The sequence below is a fragment of the Povalibacter sp. genome (assembly GCF_036520495.1).
Classification (GTDB): Bacteria; Pseudomonadota; Gammaproteobacteria; order Steroidobacterales; family Steroidobacteraceae; genus Steroidobacter.
On record NZ_DATDJO010000004.1, the window covers coordinates 165,008 to 181,978 of the forward strand.

Annotated in this window: 12 protein-coding genes; 9 read left to right on the forward strand and 3 right to left on the reverse strand. The window is 62.9% G+C overall.

Translation table 11 applies throughout. The features are described 5' to 3' along the window. Positions 1-75 precede the first annotated feature (75 nt). Positions 76-771 (forward strand): TetR/AcrR family transcriptional regulator, encoded by a 696-nt coding sequence (locus VIZ63_RS01570; protein ID WP_331607720.1) that lies wholly within the window; start codon positions 76-78, stop codon positions 769-771. An 8-nt stretch (positions 772-779) separates the two neighbouring features. Here VIZ63_RS01570 and VIZ63_RS01575 read toward each other — a convergent pair whose 3' ends face one another. Further along, the gene (locus VIZ63_RS01575) at positions 780-1,826 is read right to left on the reverse strand and encodes a DUF5924 family protein (protein WP_331607721.1); all 1,047 of its coding nucleotides are present in this window, start codon (positions 1,824-1,826) and stop codon (positions 780-782) included. A 224-nt stretch (positions 1,827-2,050) separates the two neighbouring features. Next, entirely contained in the window at positions 2,051-2,284 is a 234-nt protein-coding gene (locus VIZ63_RS01580) for a hypothetical protein (RefSeq protein ID WP_331607723.1), read from the reverse strand. A gap of 438 nt (positions 2,285-2,722) precedes the next feature. Here VIZ63_RS01580 and VIZ63_RS01585 point away from each other — a divergent pair, with 438 nt between their 5' ends. The 5 genes from VIZ63_RS01585 (at position 2,723) to fghA (ending at position 9,295) form a co-directional block, all read left to right on the forward strand. Beyond that, complete coding sequence (locus VIZ63_RS01585) at positions 2,723-3,136, forward strand: UrcA family protein (protein ID WP_331607724.1); 414 nt, start codon at positions 2,723-2,725, stop codon at positions 3,134-3,136. A gap of 288 nt (positions 3,137-3,424) precedes the next feature. Beyond that, on the forward strand, positions 3,425-3,826 hold the full coding sequence (locus VIZ63_RS01590; RefSeq protein ID WP_331607725.1) for a hypothetical protein: 402 nt from the start codon (positions 3,425-3,427) through the stop codon (positions 3,824-3,826). A 105-nt stretch (positions 3,827-3,931) separates the two neighbouring features. Then, positions 3,932-7,093, forward strand: a complete 3,162-nt coding sequence (locus tag VIZ63_RS01595; protein WP_331607726.1) for a S8 family peptidase — start codon at positions 3,932-3,934, stop codon at positions 7,091-7,093. Positions 7,094-7,213: 120 nt separating this feature from the next. Continuing rightward, positions 7,214-8,326 carry an S-(hydroxymethyl)glutathione dehydrogenase/class III alcohol dehydrogenase gene (locus tag VIZ63_RS01600; RefSeq protein WP_331607727.1) on the forward strand — a complete coding sequence of 371 codons (1,113 nt, stop codon included), beginning with the start codon at positions 7,214-7,216 and terminating at the stop codon, positions 8,324-8,326. Positions 8,327-8,464: 138 nt separating this feature from the next. Next, on the forward strand, positions 8,465-9,295 hold the full coding sequence (fghA, locus tag VIZ63_RS01605; RefSeq protein WP_331607728.1) for an S-formylglutathione hydrolase: 831 nt from the start codon (positions 8,465-8,467) through the stop codon (positions 9,293-9,295). A gap of 113 nt (positions 9,296-9,408) precedes the next feature. On the opposite strand, the gene fahA is transcribed toward fghA, so the two are convergent. Beyond that, positions 9,409-10,725, reverse strand: coding sequence for a fumarylacetoacetase (gene fahA, locus VIZ63_RS01610; RefSeq protein WP_331607729.1), 1,317 nt, complete (start codon positions 10,723-10,725; stop codon positions 9,409-9,411). A 246-nt stretch (positions 10,726-10,971) separates the two neighbouring features. Here fahA and VIZ63_RS01615 point away from each other — a divergent pair, with 246 nt between their 5' ends. From VIZ63_RS01615 to VIZ63_RS01625, 3 genes are all read left to right on the forward strand, one after another. After that, positions 10,972-13,113 (forward strand): malate synthase G, encoded by a 2,142-nt coding sequence (locus VIZ63_RS01615; protein ID WP_331607730.1) that lies wholly within the window; start codon positions 10,972-10,974, stop codon positions 13,111-13,113. Positions 13,114-13,254: 141 nt separating this feature from the next. Continuing rightward, complete coding sequence (locus VIZ63_RS01620) at positions 13,255-14,211, forward strand: hypothetical protein (RefSeq protein WP_331607731.1); 957 nt, start codon at positions 13,255-13,257, stop codon at positions 14,209-14,211. Between the two features lie 297 nt (positions 14,212-14,508). After that, positions 14,509-16,926: a phosphoketolase family protein gene (locus tag VIZ63_RS01625; protein WP_331607732.1), complete on the forward strand. Its 2,418-nt coding sequence runs from the start codon at positions 14,509-14,511 to the stop codon at positions 16,924-16,926. Positions 16,927-16,971: the final 45 nt, after the last annotated feature.

Sequence of the window (16,971 nt, forward strand, 5' to 3'; positions counted from 1 at the left end):
CGGCTGACTCACGTACGACTTGCGGACGGCCGGCAGTCTATTCAAAATCAAATTTGAATTACAGAGTCTCCTGATATGCGGAAAACCGAAACCTCTCCAGCTCGTGCAGTCAGGCGCCACAAGGTGAAAGCGCCGGTGCGCGAAGATGGCGCGCAGACCCGGCGTCAATTGCTGGAAGTGGCCGGCCAGGTGTTTGCCGCGCAGGGCTACGAGCGCGCTACCAGCAAGGAGATCTGCCGGCGGGCCGGGGCGAACATTGCTGCGGTCAACTATCACTTCGGCGGCAAGGATGGTTTGTACGCCGCGGTACTGGAGGAGGCGCATGCCCGTCTCATCAGCATCGACGTGGTCGCTTCTGCGACGGGCGGCAAGGCGGATCCGGCCACCAAACTGCGCACGCTGCTATCCAGAATCGTGGGAGAAATCGCCAGCCGGGATGGCGGTGCCTGGGAGTTGCGGATACTCAGCCGCGAGATTCTGTCGCCGACGCCGCTGATGGGGCCGATGCTGTCGAATCAGGTGGCGCCCAAGGCGAAGCTCGTGCGCGCCATGATCGGTGATGTGCTGGAGTTGCCGAGCACTCACCCGGCGGTGAGTCGCACTGTCATCAGTCTGATGGGGCCGTGCGTCATGTTGCTGATGGTGAGCAAGGATGTGCTGGGCAAGGTGCTGCCGGCGCTCGATCTCGATGCGCCATCCCTCGTCGAGCATCTCGTGACGTTCGCAGTGGGCGGCATGAAGGCCGTCGCCGCGAAAGCGAAGAAGCGTTGATCCGCCGTTCAGTTCACCGTGAACTGCAGGCGCTTCAGTAACTGGCCCTGCGGCGTGCGTACATCGACCAGCCAGCGTCCCCGCGCGTCCTGCGGAAACGATTGCTTGCGCGAATACGTGCGCCAGCCGCTGTCGTTGCCGCCATGGATCGTCGAGGTGATGCGTTCGCTCGATCCGCGGTGACGCCAGTCGAATACGATCGATTGCGCCACGCCGCTCGGCGCACGAATGGCGACGAACGCGATCACGCCGTTGCCGAGCTGTGCTGCCGTGAACGTTCTGGCTGGCGTGCCGGGTGTCAGGTTGTCGATGGACTGCGTGATGACCGCCTGGGTCACTGCAAGCCCGGCGGGCGGAATGTGAGCCCGCAACAGCCACAGAGCCAGCGGCGCAACCAGCGAGCAGGCGATCCAAGCGGCCTTGAGCCGGACCGAGCGCAATGACTGCAATGACATCGGCGCCGTCAGCAGCAGCCACACGCCCACCGCGCCCAGCGCGAACGGCACCGCCTGCTCGAGCGACAGATGTACGACCATCGGCAGGACGACCACCGCGGCAATGAGACTGCAATAGGCATGGAACAGCAGACGCGTTGCAGCCCGGGCTGCGATCCAGCGCTCGTAGAGCGGATCGATCGAGGTGAGCAGGGCGGCAACGGCGGCGATGACGAGGAAGACGATCTGTCCTGTGTCGCGCTGCGTGGCGCCAAACACGAAGGGCAACGCGAAGAACAGCATTTCCTGCTGCAGCGACTGGGTCAGGAAATTGGCGACGAATTTGCCGATGCCGGCGCGGCGACGTTCCAGGGCGCGTCGCACCAGTGGTTCGATGAGCAACCAGACCCATCCGGTCAGCGCGACCATCGCGACGATCCAGGCGAGGTCCGCGCCGCGCTTCACCATCGCGAAGCCAATGACGCCGGAGACGAAACTGATGAGGGGAATCAGCCAGGGAACACGCTCGAAGAATCGCGCGATTCGAGCCAGCGGCTGCGGGGACATCTGCTCGACGGTCGACATCGCTGCATTCTCGGCGATGCCGGACCGAGGCTCCACCGGATTCTGCGCGTCGATGTCAGCGCGCGATCGCGGCCCCGGTCCGTTCGATCACGTAGGGATAAGCGGGTTGCTCGATGCTGTCTGCGCTTTGCGCTTTCGCGGAGCCTCACTTTTTCAGCGGCGCGGGTCGTGGCGCCCGGCGCCGTCGCACAATCGGTCAAGTGTCATCTGCCAGCGTCGCGGTCTGGTCCGCATCGGCAGATGAATTAACGGAAGTGGGGTCAGGCGGCGGCGCCGAACGGGCCGGCGATCTTTTCCATTTCGTACCCGATCGTCTCCATCGTCTTCGGGTCGACGATGGGATTGCCGCGGCGAAACGAACCGGTCTGGATCGCAACGTGACCGAACGAACTATCCGGCTGCAGCGAGATCTCGCCGTTGTTCTCGCGGATCATGACCTGGCCGCGAGTGCCTTCGTCCAACAGCCAGCCAATGACTTCACAGGTTGAGTCCACGATCGTCACCTTTGTTTGGAGTTTTACCGAAAACAAAGCAACACTCGTGCCAACGAAATGATTCATTTAAATCAATAAGTTAGGTGGCGTAGCTGCGGCGGAGGGTGACAATCCGCGTCACCATCTGCGCCGGACGCGCGACTTGTCAGAATGCGACGCCGAATACAGACAGTGGTAATGCACTGCAGCATCGTCTGTAACTGGCTGTGCCACTGACGAAAGCCAGAGATCAGCCATGGCCGGCGGCAATGGTTGACGGGCAGGCATCCAACCACACTTCGACAGGCAATCAACGAGCGTCAGTCGGGAGCGACGAGTTGCATCGCATCGCCCGCCGGGAGCTGCGACGCAGTGCCGGATTGACGCTGAGCGCAACCACCTCGCTTCCTTCCTGGAAGCGCTGTGAGTCCGATTATTTTCAACCCGAGGATGACTGTCATGAAATCGCTGTTTCCTGTTCTTGCCGCGCTTCTGGCCACGGCTGCGATGACCAGCGCTCACGCGAATGACTCCCGCGCTGTCGAGCAGCGTGAAGTCAGGTATGACGATCTGGACCTCATGCAGCCCGGTGATGTCGCCAGGCTGTATGGCCGCATCGACCAGGCTGCCCAGGCGGTCTGCTGGACATCGGGAGTGCTGGAGGTGACGGCGCGTCCGAGAATGAAGCGTTGTACGGCTCAGGCGCTGGCGCGTGCAGTCGCCGATGTCGACGCGCCGCTGCTCAGTGATTACTACCTCGCGCGCAAACGAGGTTCGCAGCTCCCGAAGCGCACGGCGAAGACCGACGCAAGCCGGCGTCAGGCACGAACCGTGGTCATTGCCGATCGGGTCGCCATAATGGTTCGGGCGTAATGACAGTCCGCCGTCCTGTTGCCATCGGGCCGCAGGACGGCGGCGAATGTCCCTGTCATGCGGGGCTGATCGGTAACCCTGTTTCGATCCGTGATGGCAGGTGGCTGTCTCCGTTCGCCGCGCCTCTGTTGTCACTGGATGCGATTCTGCGTGCTTTACGGATTGCCACGCCGCCGCATGTTCACGGTACTGGCGCAGTTTGTGTGCCGGATGCGGCGGGGTCCTCTGGTCGAAACCGCGGGCGGGCACGCTCCTGTATACAGGCACGGTCCGCCTGCGAGTCCAACGGTGAGTGAAGACAGCAAAAATCGTTTCGTGAGGGTGGTGACCCTGATGGCATTGCTTGCCGTGCCCGTTGCGGTTTCGGCCGATCCTCCTGTCACGCCTCACGGGAATGGGATGAAGCAGACCACCATCGAAGTCTGGCTGGTTCTCAGCGAACCCGCACTCGCCACATTACCGCGCGACGCCACCGAACAGCGCACTGCGCTACGCGAGCGCATCGTTGCGGAGCAGAACCGCGTGATGGACCAGGTGCGTGCTCTCGGTGCCGTCGAGTCTGGCCGTATACAGCAGGTTGAGAACGCAATCGCCGTGCGATTACCTACGGCCTCACTCGACGCTGTAAAGAAGATCGACGGCGTGCGCAGCGTGCGGATGGTGAGCGATCGAAATCGCCTGCAGGACTAGTGCTGTCCACTGTTGACTAATTAACGACACGCCGCGCAGTATCGGTCGCATGAGTTGCGCAGCAGCCCGCTGCGTGCTCTTCACAACCAGAACAGGGAGCCAGCAATGCGTCGAGCCTATCGACTGCGACCTCTATCGGTCGCAATCGCTGCCGTCATCGTTACTGCGTGCGGCAGCGGAAATTCCCCCGATCCCATGAGTCAGGCTGCATCGAAGGGGCAACCGTCTGTTACTTCGGCCGGCAAGCCACTGCGCGCCACGCCCGCGCCGGCAGGCATCACTGCAACCAGGGTTGATTCGCGACTGCAGCGCGCCAGTGGCCCGGTCGATGTCTGGGTGACGCTGGAAAACCCGTCGATTGCGGCGCAGGTCGCGATGGTTGCTGCGACTGAAGGCGTCGGCAAATCCAAGGAGTTGTCGGCATCGAGCAAGGCCTCGTTTGCTCCGGTGCTCGAGAAAGGGCGCAATGATCTTTTCGCCCAGCAGTCCAAGGTGGCGCTCGGCCTCGCCAGTGTCGGTGCGGAAGAGCTCGCTCGCGTTCACGTCGCTCATAACGCCATCGCAGTCCGCGTCGATGCTTCGCAGATCGAACACATCGCTTCGCTGCCCGGCGTGTCGCAGGTGCGGCCGGTGGTGAACTACGAGATGACGCTCGATGAAACCGTTCCTTACGTCGGCGGCACAGCGGTGCAGGCGACGGGCAAGGACGGCAGAGGCGTCACCGTCGCGGTGCTCGACTCGGGCATCGACTACACGCATCGCAATCTCGGTGGTGCCGGTACGCTCGAAGCTTACGCTGCCGCGTACGGCGCAGGCCCTGGCGATCCTCTGCAAACCACGACCGACGGTCTGTTCCCGACCAGCAAGGTCGTCGGCGGTTTCGACTTTGTCGGTGAAACCTGGCCGAATGGCGCGCTCACGGAAGACCCCGACCCCATCGATTTCGGCGGTCACGGCACCCACGTGGCCGACATCATTGGTGGCAAGAGTCAGGACGGCACTCACGTCGGCATGGCTCCGGGTTCGAAACTGCTCGCCGTTAAAGTCTGTTCGGCGGTGGCAACTTCCTGTAGCGGCGTTGCCTTGCTCAAGGCGGTCGACTATTCGCTGGACCCGAACGGTGACGGCAGCACTGCCGACGCCGCGGACATCATTCACCTGTCGCTCGGCTCGGACTACGGCCAGATCGAAGACGACCTGACCGCCGCCCTCGAAGATGCAGTGCGCATGGGTGTCGTGGTCGTGGCCTCAGCCGGCAATGGTTCCAACAAGCCATACGTCGTGGGGTCGCCTTCCATCGGTCCGGGCGTCCTGAGCGTTGCCCAGACACAGGTCCCCAGCGCAAAGGCAATTCCGTTGGTGGTGAATGCCCCGGCATCCATCGCGGGTACCTACGGCAATACGGCGACGGTGGAATGGTCGCCGGTCGGTTCCGGCGTCACCGGCGATGTCGTCTATGTGGGCACTGCTTGCCCGGGTGAAACACTGCGGGCCAGTCCTGCGGGCAAGATCGCGCTGATCGACCGTGGGACATGCTCGATCAGTCTCAAGGTCGATGTGGCGGTGGACGCTGGAGCGACGGGGACACTGATTGGGCTTGTCGCACCGGGCGACGCCGTCAGCTTCTCGTTCGGCGGCGGCGATAGTTTCGCTCCCACGCTCGTGATCCAGCAAAGCCTCTCGAATGCCATCAAGTCCCAGTTGAACGCCAGCGCGACGGTGAACGTGTCGATTTCTCCAGCGGCAGCACTCCCGCTGGTCGGCAGCATGGCCAGCACATCCTCGCGCGGACCGTCGCATCTGCAGGACATCAAGCCTGAGATCGGCGCGCCCGGTGCTTCGATATCCGCGGAAGTTGGAACGGGCGATGTCGCGACCGCGTTCGGCGGTACGTCGGGTGCGGCACCAATGGTGTCCGGTGCGGCCGCGCTGCTGCTGCAGGCTTATCCGACCCGCACGCCGATGCAGATCAAGGCGATGCTGATGAACAGCGCCAATACGACGGTCTACACCAATCCGGCACTGCTGCCTGGCGGCCTCGCGCCGATCACGCGCATCGGTGCGGGTGAGCTGCGTGTCGACAAAGCGATCGCGCTGAATGCCATCGCGTGGAATCCGGAATCGAAGTCCGCGGCACTGAGCTTCGGCGCGGTCGACGTGCCGATCGACGGCGTCATCCTGATCAAGAAAGTGAAGGTGCAGAACTTCAGCAATGCCCGTCGCACCTATACCGTGGCACGCAGCTTCCGGTATGCCGACGACCAGGCGTCCGGTGCAGTGACGGTGAGCGCCCCGAGTTCGGTCGCCGTGGCGGCGAAAGGTCAGACGGAGTTTGCCGTCACACTGTTGATCAAGGGCAGCAAGCTGCCAGCCTGGACATTGAACGGCGGTGCATTGGGCGGCGACGGCGCAGCACTCAACAAGCCGGAATACGACGGCTACATCACGCTGACGAGCGGCAGCGAAAAACTGTCGCTGCCCTGGCATGTGTTGCCGCGCAAGGCCTCGGCAACCGTGGCCGGTCCGGTGGTGAAACTGAAGAGGAGCGATTCGATCAACCTGCTCAACCTCGGTGTCGCGCAGGGTGACTTCGACGTGTTCTCGCTGGTGGGTACGAGCCCGCGTTCGCCGCGTTCCGAACAGCCGAAGCCGGGCGACAGCTTCGCGTTGATCGACCTGCAGTCGGTCGGCGTGCGGCATCTGCCGGCGGCGGTGTATGGCGCCGACTATCTCGAGTTTGCAATTGCGACGTACGGGCGTCGTGTGCATCCGAACTACCCGGCAGAGTTCGATATCTACATCGATACGAACCGCGACGGCGTGGACGACTTCGTGGTGTACAACGGGGAGAGCGGTGGGTTCTCAGTGACAGGTCAGAACGTCGTGAACGTCGTCAATCTGGCGACCGGCTCCGGTGGCGCCTACTTCTACACGGATGCGGACCTGAACTCGGGCAATGCCATCTTCACGGTGCCGATGGCGGCGATGGGTCTCGCGGCGGGCAAGACGATCGGCCTGTCGATCTATGCGTTCGACAACTACTTCACCGGCAACCTCACCGATTCCATCGCAGGCATGCGCTTTACCCCGGGCAGCCCGCGGTACTCGGTCGAAGGAGAGCCATGGGGCACGGTCAAGCCGCGTTCGCTTTCAAGCGTGACAGTGTCCAAGGCCCAGGTTCCAGATGCCAGTACGACGGAGTCGGCCATCCTGCTGATGTTCCGCCGCAATACGCTGCTGGAGTCGGAGGTTGTGAAGGTGCGTTGAGCAGCCCTGACAACCTTGTGAGGATCGAACGGGCCGCCGCAAGCGGCCCGTTCTTTTTCCGGACAGTCGCTACCGGGCGTGGAGAGTATGATCGCGGCCCCCTGTTCGTCCGGAGCATCCATGAAAACGCGCGCCGCTGTCGCATTCGCCGCTAATCAACCGCTCGAAATCGTCGAGCTGGACCTCGAGGGGCCGAAGGCCGGCGAAGTTCTGGTGGAAATCATGGCCACCGGCATCTGCCACACCGATGCCTATACGCTCGAAGGCAAGGACTCCGAAGGGATTTTTCCGTCAATCCTCGGGCATGAAGGCGCCGGCATCGTGCGGGAAGTCGGCGCTGGCGTGACCTCGGTCAAGCCGGGCGATCACGTCATCCCGCTGTACACGCCGGAATGTCGCCAGTGCAAAACCTGCACGTCCCGCAAATCGAATCTGTGCACGGCCATCCGCGCCACCCAGGGCAAGGGCGTCATGCCCGACGGCACCAGCCGGTTCTCGTACAAGGGCAAGCCGATCTATCACTACATGGGCTGCTCGACGTTCTCGAATTTCACGGTCATGCCGGAAATCGCGGTGGCGAAAGTCCGCGACGATGCGCCCTTCGACAAGATCTGCTACATCGGCTGCGGCGTGACCACCGGTGTCGGCGCCGTGATCTACACGGCGAATGTCGAGGCCGGGGCCAACGTGGCGGTATTCGGATTGGGCGGTATCGGCCTCAATGTAATCCAGGGGGCGAAACTCGTCGGCGCCGACAAGATCATCGGTATCGACGTCAATCCGGCCAAGCGTGCGATGGCCGAGAGCTTCGGCATGACGGACTTCGTCAATCCGAAGGAGGTCGGCGCCCAGAACGTCGTCGCGAAGATCGTCGAGATCACCGGCGGCGGCGCGGACTACTCATTCGACTGCACGGGCAATACCGACGTGATGCGTCAGGCGCTGGAATGCTGTCATCGCGGCTGGGGTGAATCGATCATCATCGGCGTGGCCGAGGCCGGCAAGGAAATCGCCACGCGTCCATTCCAGCTCGTCACCGGTCGCGTCTGGAAGGGTTCTGCTTTCGGCGGCGCACGCGGCCGCACCGACGTGCCAAAGATCGTCGACTGGTACATGAACCGCAAGATCCGCATCGATGAGCTGATCACGCACACCATGCCGCTCGAGAAGATCAACGACGCGTTCGACCTGATGCACGAGGGCAAGTCGATCCGCAGCGTCGTGCTTTTCTAAGAGTTCACACGGAGGGCACGGAGAACACGGAGTGGGAAAGCCGGATTCCGCGAGGAAACGGCGTTATGCCCTCGTGAAGCTGTTCCCCTCAGAAACTCCGTGAACTCCGTGTGAACCTCCGATTCTCAGGAGTCTGAAATGCTCAAGACAATTTCCTCATGGCGTAGTTTCGGTGGCACGCTGCGGGTGTTCGATCACGATTCGACAGTGTGTCGCACCAGCATGCGATTCTCCGTCTATTCGCCTCCCCAACCCGGCAAGGCGCCGGTGCTCTGGTATCTGTCGGGACTCACGTGCACGTGGGAAAACGTGATGAGCAAGTCCGGGTTGCAGCGTGCAGCCGCAGAGCTGGGAATGGTCGTCATCGCGCCGGATACGTCGCCGCGCGGCGAAGGGGTGGCTGACGACCCGGAATACGACCTGGGCCAGGGCGCGGGGTTCTACCTGACGGCCACGCAGGCGCCGTGGTCCACGCACTTCCGCATGGATCAATACATCGTCCAGGAATTGCAGCAGCTCGTGGCGCGCAACTTCCCCAATGCCGACATGACGCGCCAGGGAATCACCGGGCATTCGATGGGCGGGCACGGCGCGCTGACGCTCCACCTGAAGCATCCGCAGCTGTACCGTTCCGTCTCGGCGTTTTCGCCGATCGTCGCGCCGACGCAGGTGCCATGGGGACAGAAGGCTTTCACGGCATATCTCGGCGACGACCGCGACACCTGGAGCGACTACGATGCCTGTGAACTGGTGAAGAGCCGGCCTTCGCAGGCGCACGTGCTCATCGATCAGGGCGGTGCCGATTCATTTCTCGAGCGCGAACTGCAGCCCGAGCGATTCGTTGCCGCCGCGAAGTCGGCCGGCCAGCAGGTCACGCTGCGCATGCAGGAAGGTTACGATCATTCGTACTATTTCATCGCGACGTTCATCGACGATCACCTGCGGTGGCATGCGCAGGCGCTAAGGTAGCAGTCTGCAGAGATTCGGAAAGAGTTTCCACGGGGAGCACGCGGGCGAGAAGGCTTCTGGTTCATTCCTTACCCCGTGTTCCCGTGTACCCCGTGGAGATCTTTTCTTCTGTCTCAGCTGGATGGCTCGCTGGGCGACACGACTTCCCCCGCGCACTCCCCGAACCCGATCCGCGCACGTCCCGGCGCTTCGGCATAGGCGGTCATCACCAGCCGATCGCCTTCCTGAAGGAACGTTCGTTGTTCGCCGCCCGGCAGTTCGATGGGCGTGCGACCGCCGCTCGAGATTTCCATCAAGCAGCCCAGGCTTGTGGCGTCCGGTCCGGATAACGTGCCCGTTCCCAGCAGATCTCCCGGGCGCAGGTTGCAGCCATTGCAGGTGTGATGCGCGACGAGTTGCGCGACGGTCCAGTACATCACGCTCATCGGGCCGCGACTCAGGCGCTGCGGTGCGATTCCTGCGGCGCGCATTTGAGCCGTCTGCAGATGAACCTCCATCGTGACCGCGTAGGCGCCAGTCGCCTGATTGGTCGCATCCAGCAGATAGGGCAGTGGCGCCGGATCGCCGTCCGGGCGCGGCGGCTGCGCGATGCGATACGGCGCGAGCGCCTCGCTCGTGACGATCCATGGCGAAACGGTCGTCAGGAAATTCTTGGCGAGAAACGGCCCGAGCGGCTGGTATTCCCAGGCCTGCACATCGCGGGCGGACCAGTCGTTGAGCAGGCAGAGGCCGGCGACGTAGTCCTCGGCGCGCGCGATGGCGATCGGTTCACCGCGCGGATTCTCGCCGCCGATCCAGATGCCGAGTTCGAGTTCGTAGTCGAGACGTTGCGTGGGCTGATAGCTCGGCGCCGCGTCGGCCGCCGCTTTGATCTGAGCCGTGGGTCGAATCACCCGTGTTCCCGACGCCACGATGGAGGAGCTGCGACCGTGGTAGCCGATCGGCACATATTTATAGTTGGGGAGCAGCGGGTTGTCGGGGCGAAACAGCCGTCCGATATTCGTCGCGTGATGAATGCCCGTGTAGAAGTCCGTGTAGTCGCCGACGTTGGCCGGGACATGCAACTCGCAGTCACTGGCGGGTGACAAGGCGGATGACACCTCGCTGGCGTATTGCCGATCCGTCAGCAGTTTGAAGATCGCCCGGCGCAGCGCACGCCGTGGCGCGGCGCCGAGTGCGAGCAAGGCGTTCAACGTGCCTGACTCGCACGACTGTGCGGCCCGTCGGGCATCTCCTTCGAGCAGCGGCGCGGTGCGGTCGAGCGCAAGAATGCGGTCGCCGATGGCGATACCCGCGCGGCGACGCGAATCGCGCGCCAGCGAAAACAGTCCGAGCGGCAGGTTCTGCACCGGGAAGTCCAGGTGATTCGCGGCGCTCTCCACCCAGCTCACTGCGCCGGGGTCATGGGTCTCGTCGAGTGCGGGATTCATATGCGGAAACCACGGAATGGATATGTGCACGACACTAACACCCCGGTGCCCGACACCCCAATTCCAGCAGGCGGCTCATCGCAGGATGCCCGGCTCGTCCATGTATCCATTGCGGCTAGATCGTTCCCGCGGCGGGTGGTGTAATCGCGACCCCCGTGGCTACCCGTTGCGGGAAGGCGCGTCGTGGCAAACGCCCGACAGAATGACAGCAAGCGACGGCAGCGCCGTCCAAGGCAGAGGTTGACGATGACCAGCATGACCGATCGGGCGGGATTGTCCGTCGCAGCGCAGCTCGCGACATTCATTGAAGAGAAAGCACTGCCGGGAACCGGTGTCGCGAAGGACGGCTTCTGGTCGGGCCTCGCCGGCGTTCTCGCGAAGTTTGCGCCGGAGAATCGCGCGCTACTCGCCGAGCGCGACCGTTTACAGGCGACGATCGATCGCTGGCATGTCGAGCGTCGCGGCCAGCCGCTCGACGCGCAGGCGTATCAGTCGTTCCTGCGCGAGATCGGTTACCTCGTCGCCGAACCTGCGCCGTTCAGGATCGAGAGCCGCAACGTGGATGCCGAAGTGGCCACCATGGCGGGTCCGCAGCTGGTCGTGCCCTCGCTCAACGATCGTTTCGTTCTCAACGCAGCGAATGCCCGCTGGGGCAGTCTCTACGATGCGCTCTATGGCACCGATGCGCTGCCTGGCAAAGCCAGGGCCGGCGGTTACGACGCCGAGCGCGGCGCGCAGGTGATTGCGCGCGCTAAAGCCTTTCTCGATTCAGCGCTGCCGCTCGCCAGCGGCTCGCATGCCGACGTCAATGCTTACAGCATCGTCGGCGGCACACTGTCGCCGGCGCTGCAGGATCCTGCCTTGCTGGTTGGCTATGTCGGCGATGCCGCCAATCCTTCCGGCGTGCTGTTCCGTCATCACGGTCTGGGTATCGAACTCGTCATCGACAGAACGCATCCGATCGGTCGCGACGATGCGGCAGGCGTTGCCGATGTCGTGATGGAAGCGGCGCTGACGACCATCGTCGACCTCGAAGATTCCGTGGCGGCGGTCGATGCCGAAGACAAGGTGGCGGCCTATTCGAACTGGCTGGGCCTGATGCGCGGCGATCTCGAAGCGACGTTCGACAAGGGCGGCCGCGCGATGACGCGCAAGCTCGACAGCGATCGCGTGTGGCGCTCGCCGCGCGATGGTGCGGAGTTCACGCTGCCCGGCCGCTCGCTGCTGTTCGTTCGCAACGTGGGACATCTCATGACGACGCCGGCCGTGCGTCTGCCGGATGGGTCCGAAGCGCCCGAAGGCATCATCGATGCGATGGTGACGTCATTGATCGGCATGCACGATCTGCAAGGTCTCGGTACGCATCGCAACAGCCGCGCCGGTTCGATCTACATCGTCAAGCCGAAGATGCATGGCCCGCAGGAAGCCGCGTTCGCCAATCGCCTGTTCGACGCGGTCGAAGACGCGCTGGGTCTGGGACGCCACACGATCAAGCTGGGGTTGATGGACGAGGAACGCCGCACGTCCGCCAATCTCGCCGCGTCGATCGAGGCGGTGAAAGGTCGCATCGTGTTCATCAACACCGGATTCCTGGATCGCACGGGCGACGAGATGCATACCTCGATGCAGGCGGGGCCGATGATCCGTAAGGGCGCGATGAAGGCGTCAATCTGGATCAAGGCGTACGAGGATCGCAACGTGAACATCGGCCTGGCATGCGGCTTTGCCGGCGTCGGTCAGATCGGCAAGGGGATGTGGGCCGCGCCCGATCGCATGGCCGACATGCTCGAGCAGAAAATTGGTCATCCAAAGGCAGGCGCCACGACCGCATGGGTTCCAAGTCCCACCGCAGCCACACTGCATGCGCTGCACTACCACCAGGTCGATGTGTTCGCGCAGCACGCGCAGATCGTGAAGCGTGCGACACCTGCGCTGGATCTGCTGCTGACCATTCCGTTGCACAGTGGTGCCACATGGTCCGAGGCTGAAATCGCCGAGGAGCTCGACAACAACGCCCAGGGAATTCTGGGCTATGTCGTGCGCTGGGTCGATCAGGGCATCGGCTGTTCCAAGGTTCCCGACATCCACGACGTCGGTCTGATGGAGGATCGCGCGACGCTGCGCATCTCCTCGCAGCACATTGCCAATTGGCTGCTGCACGAGATCTGCACGCCGCAGCAGGTGGATGCGGCGCTCACACGCATGGTCGCCAAGGTCGATGCGCAGAATGCGGGCGACAAGCTCTATCGTCCGATGGCGGCGAACCAGGCCAATAGCCTGGCATTTCAGGCTGCGCGCGCCCTGATCTTCGAAGGCGTCGCGCAGCCGAACGGTTACACCGAGCCGCTCCTTCACCGTTTCCGCGCGAGAGTCAAAGGTCTGAATTGACAGTCGGGAGCCTTCCGGCGCCCGGTTGCTCGACCGGGCGCGTTCGCATGCGTCGCTTGCAGCGCATGTCGTGCTTACGTTCCGCCAACAATCAAGAATCGACCGCGCAACGCGCGAGTCGTGAAGAAGGAGTCTCTGTCGATGAGCAATGAAGCGTGGATGAGCAAAATCCAGAACGACCCGCAGTTGATCGAAATGGTGCTGCCAGCCAGTCACGATGCCGGCGTCTATGGTGACAGCCTCACGCGCGTAGCATGTCCGAAGCGCTATGCGCGCACGCAGGGCTCCAACATCTACAACCAGGCCATGTCGGGATCACGCGTGTTCGACGTACGTGTCTTCCTGAAGCGCATCAAGGACGAGGCCGGCAACAGCGTCCTCGAGCCGACGATGGGGCATTTCGCTGCCGAGAAGTTCAAGTGGCCGAAGGTGGGCAAATCCACAGGTGCCTTCGGCGGATACGGCGGTTCGTTCATGACCGCGGTCAGGGACGCGGTGGCCTACGTCAAGACGTACGAGAGCGAGTTCCTGATCCTGCGCATCTCCCACACGTACTGCCCGGAAAATGTCCGCGCCGCGCTGAGCCAGTTCATGGCGACGGGCGACAATGCAAGCTACGTTTACAACCAGAACGGCAATATCGCCACCTGCTCGCTCGACGAACTGCGCGGCAAGGTCGTCATGGTCTTCGCCTCCGAGTTTCATCACGGCTTCAGCGCGCGCGATGGCTACCTGCCGATGTACAGGTATGAGACCGGCACACCCACCGTGAGCGGCCTGTGCTTCTGCGGCACCTATAAATCGAAGAAAGACATGAAGGATGTGCTACAGGTGGCGCAGACTGCGGCCGACGAGCACAGTGGCCATCCCAAGGATCACCTGCACTGGGTGTACTGGCAGCAGACCGGCGGCAATGTTTCCAGCAATACGCAGGGCAAGGGCGGCGCGCACGCCAGGCTCGGCGACTTCATTCAGGAGATCCAGATCAAGATGCGCAATGGCGGGCAGTGGAGCCTGCCGAACGTGATCGGTCATGACTTCGTCAATGAAGTGACCTGCAGGCAGATCATCGAGCTGAACCCTTCCTACCGCCGTTGATGCCGAATGCGGGGCAGGCGGTAGTGCCGTGGCCCCGCAGTCGCAGGCGAATAGCCGATGAATCGACTGCGACCGGCGTCATACCGTTGGTCGGCAGTGAAGTCCTGTCGATGCGGTAAATCAGGCGCCGCTGCAGTGGCGCCTGTCTGCTGACACCCGATATTTGGTGGCAATCTGCGCCGCAACAGCGCGATCACTGCGTGCGTTGTTTATTCATATTGCCGCCATGGCCGTAGCGTACGACTATCGGCCGCCTGTTCCGGCGTTCGCGTCGATTTCGGTAGAGGCAGGCGAATCATGACCACAGCGACCCCATTGACCCCCGATCTGTTGCAGAGCATGGATGCCTGGTGGCGGGCGGCAAACTATCTTTCGGTCGGGCAGATTTATCTGTACGACAATCCGCTACTGCAGGAGCCGCTGCGCAAGGAGCACGTCAAACCGCGCCTGGTCGGTCACTGGGGCACGACGCCGGGCCTCAACTTCCTCTACGTGCATCTGAATCGCGTCATCAAGCAACGCGATCTGGACATGATCTACATCATCGGTCCGGGTCATGGCGGACCCGCCATCGTGGCGAACACCTGGCTCGAGGGGACCTATAGCGAGGTCTATCCCGAGGTGTCGCAGGACCTCGCGGGAATGCAGCGGCTGTTCAAACAGTTCTCGTTTCCCGGCGGCATTCCCAGTCACGTCGCGCCGGAGACGCCCGGCTCGATTCACGAAGGTGGCGAACTCGGCTATGCGCTGAGCCATGCGTTCGGCGCCGCCTTCGACAATCCGGATCTCATCGTTGCCGCGGTGGTTGGCGACGGTGAAGCGGAGACCGGTCCGCTGGCGACGAGCTGGCACTCCAACAAATTCCTCAATCCCGCAACCGATGGCGCCGTGCTGCCGATCCTGCACCTGAATGGCTACAAGATCGCGAATCCGACCGTGCTCGCGCGCATCACGCACGAGGAACTCGACCAGTTGCTGCGCGGCTACGGCTACGCGCCGATCTATGTCGAAGGTCACGAGCCGCAGGCGATGCACGAGCGTATGGCGGCAGCACTCGATCAGGCGCTCGATGCCATCGGCCGGATCCAGCACGCAGCGCGCGGGGAGGGGAGTCAGGAACGTCCGCGCTGGCCCATGATCGTGCTGCGCTCGCCGAAGGGCTGGACCTGCCCGAAGGAAATCGATGGCAAACGCGCCGAGGATTCGTGGCGTGCACACCAGGTGCCGATGGGCGAGATGCATGAGAAGCCGGAGCACATTCAGATCCTCGAGCAATGGATGCGCAGCTACCGGCCGGAGGAACTGTTCGACGCCGAAGGACACTTCAGGGCGTCACTGGCGGCTCTTGCGCCGGCCGGCAAGCGCCGCATGAGCGCGAATCCGCATGCGAACGGCGGCGAACTGTTGCGTGCCCTGCGCCTGCCGGAATTCCGCTCCTACGCGGTCGATACGCCGCAGCCGGGCGCTGTCGATGCAGAAGCCACGCGCGTGATGGGCAAGTTCCTGCGCGATGTCATGAAGATGAATCTGCAGGCGAAGAACTTCCGCCTGTTCAGTCCCGACGAGAACAACTCGAATCGCTGGCAGGACGTGCTCGAAGTCACCGAGCGCGCGTGGATGGCCGAGAAGCTTCCCCACGACGACCACCTCGCCAACGATGGCCGCGTCATGGAGATGCTGAGCGAGCATCAATGTCAGGGGTGGCTGGAGGGGTACCTCCTGACGGGTCGACACGGTTTCTTCTCGTGCTACGAGGCCTTCATCCACATCATCGATTCGATGTTCAACCAGCACGCCAAGTGGCTCAAGGTGTGCAACGAGATTCCCTGGCGCCGCCCCATCGCCTCGCTCAACTACCTGCTGTCCTCGCACGTCTGGCGTCAGGATCACAACGGCTTTTCGCACCAGGATCCCGGGTTCATCGATCACGTCGTGAACAAGAAGGCGTCCATCGTGCGCGTCTACCTGCCGCCGGATGCGAATTGCCTGCTGTCGGTCACGGATCACTGCCTGCGCAGTCGCAACTACGTGAACGTGATCGTCGCGGGCAAGCAGCCCGCGCCGGTCTGGCTGACGATGGACGAGGCCGTGCGCCATTGCGCCGCCGGTATCGGCATCTGGGAATGGGCGAGCAACGATCGTGGCGGCGAGCCCGATGTCGTCATGGCGTGCTGCGGCGATGTCCCGACACTGGAAACCCTCGCCGCCGTCGATCTGCTGCGCCAGTACCTGCCTGCCATCAAGGTGCGCGTGATCAATGTCGTGAACCTGATGAAGCTGCAATCACCGCGCGAACATCCGCATGGCCTGAGCGATGCGGACTTCGACGATCTGTTCACGCGCGACAGGCCGGTGATTTTCGCGTTCCATGGCTATCCGTGGCTGATTCACCGCCTGACGTATCGGCGCACCAATCACGACAACCTCCACGTGCGTGGCTACAAGGAGGAGGGGACGACCACCACGCCGTTCGACATGTGCGTGCTCAACGATATCGATCGCTTCCACCTGGTGCAGGACGTGATCAACCGGCTGCCGCAGCTTGGCTCGCGTGCGGCGTATGCCAAGCAGGCGATCCGCGATGCGCTCATGGAACATCGCGAGTACATCGACAAGCATGGCGAGGATCACCCGCGCGTGCTTGGCTGGCGCTGGGGCCAGAAGAGCGCCGACACGGGAACTGCCCACAGTTCGACAGAGGGCGACAATGTCTGATGGAACAAGTCGATGGTTGAAAGTGGATAGCGCAAGACGTGGACA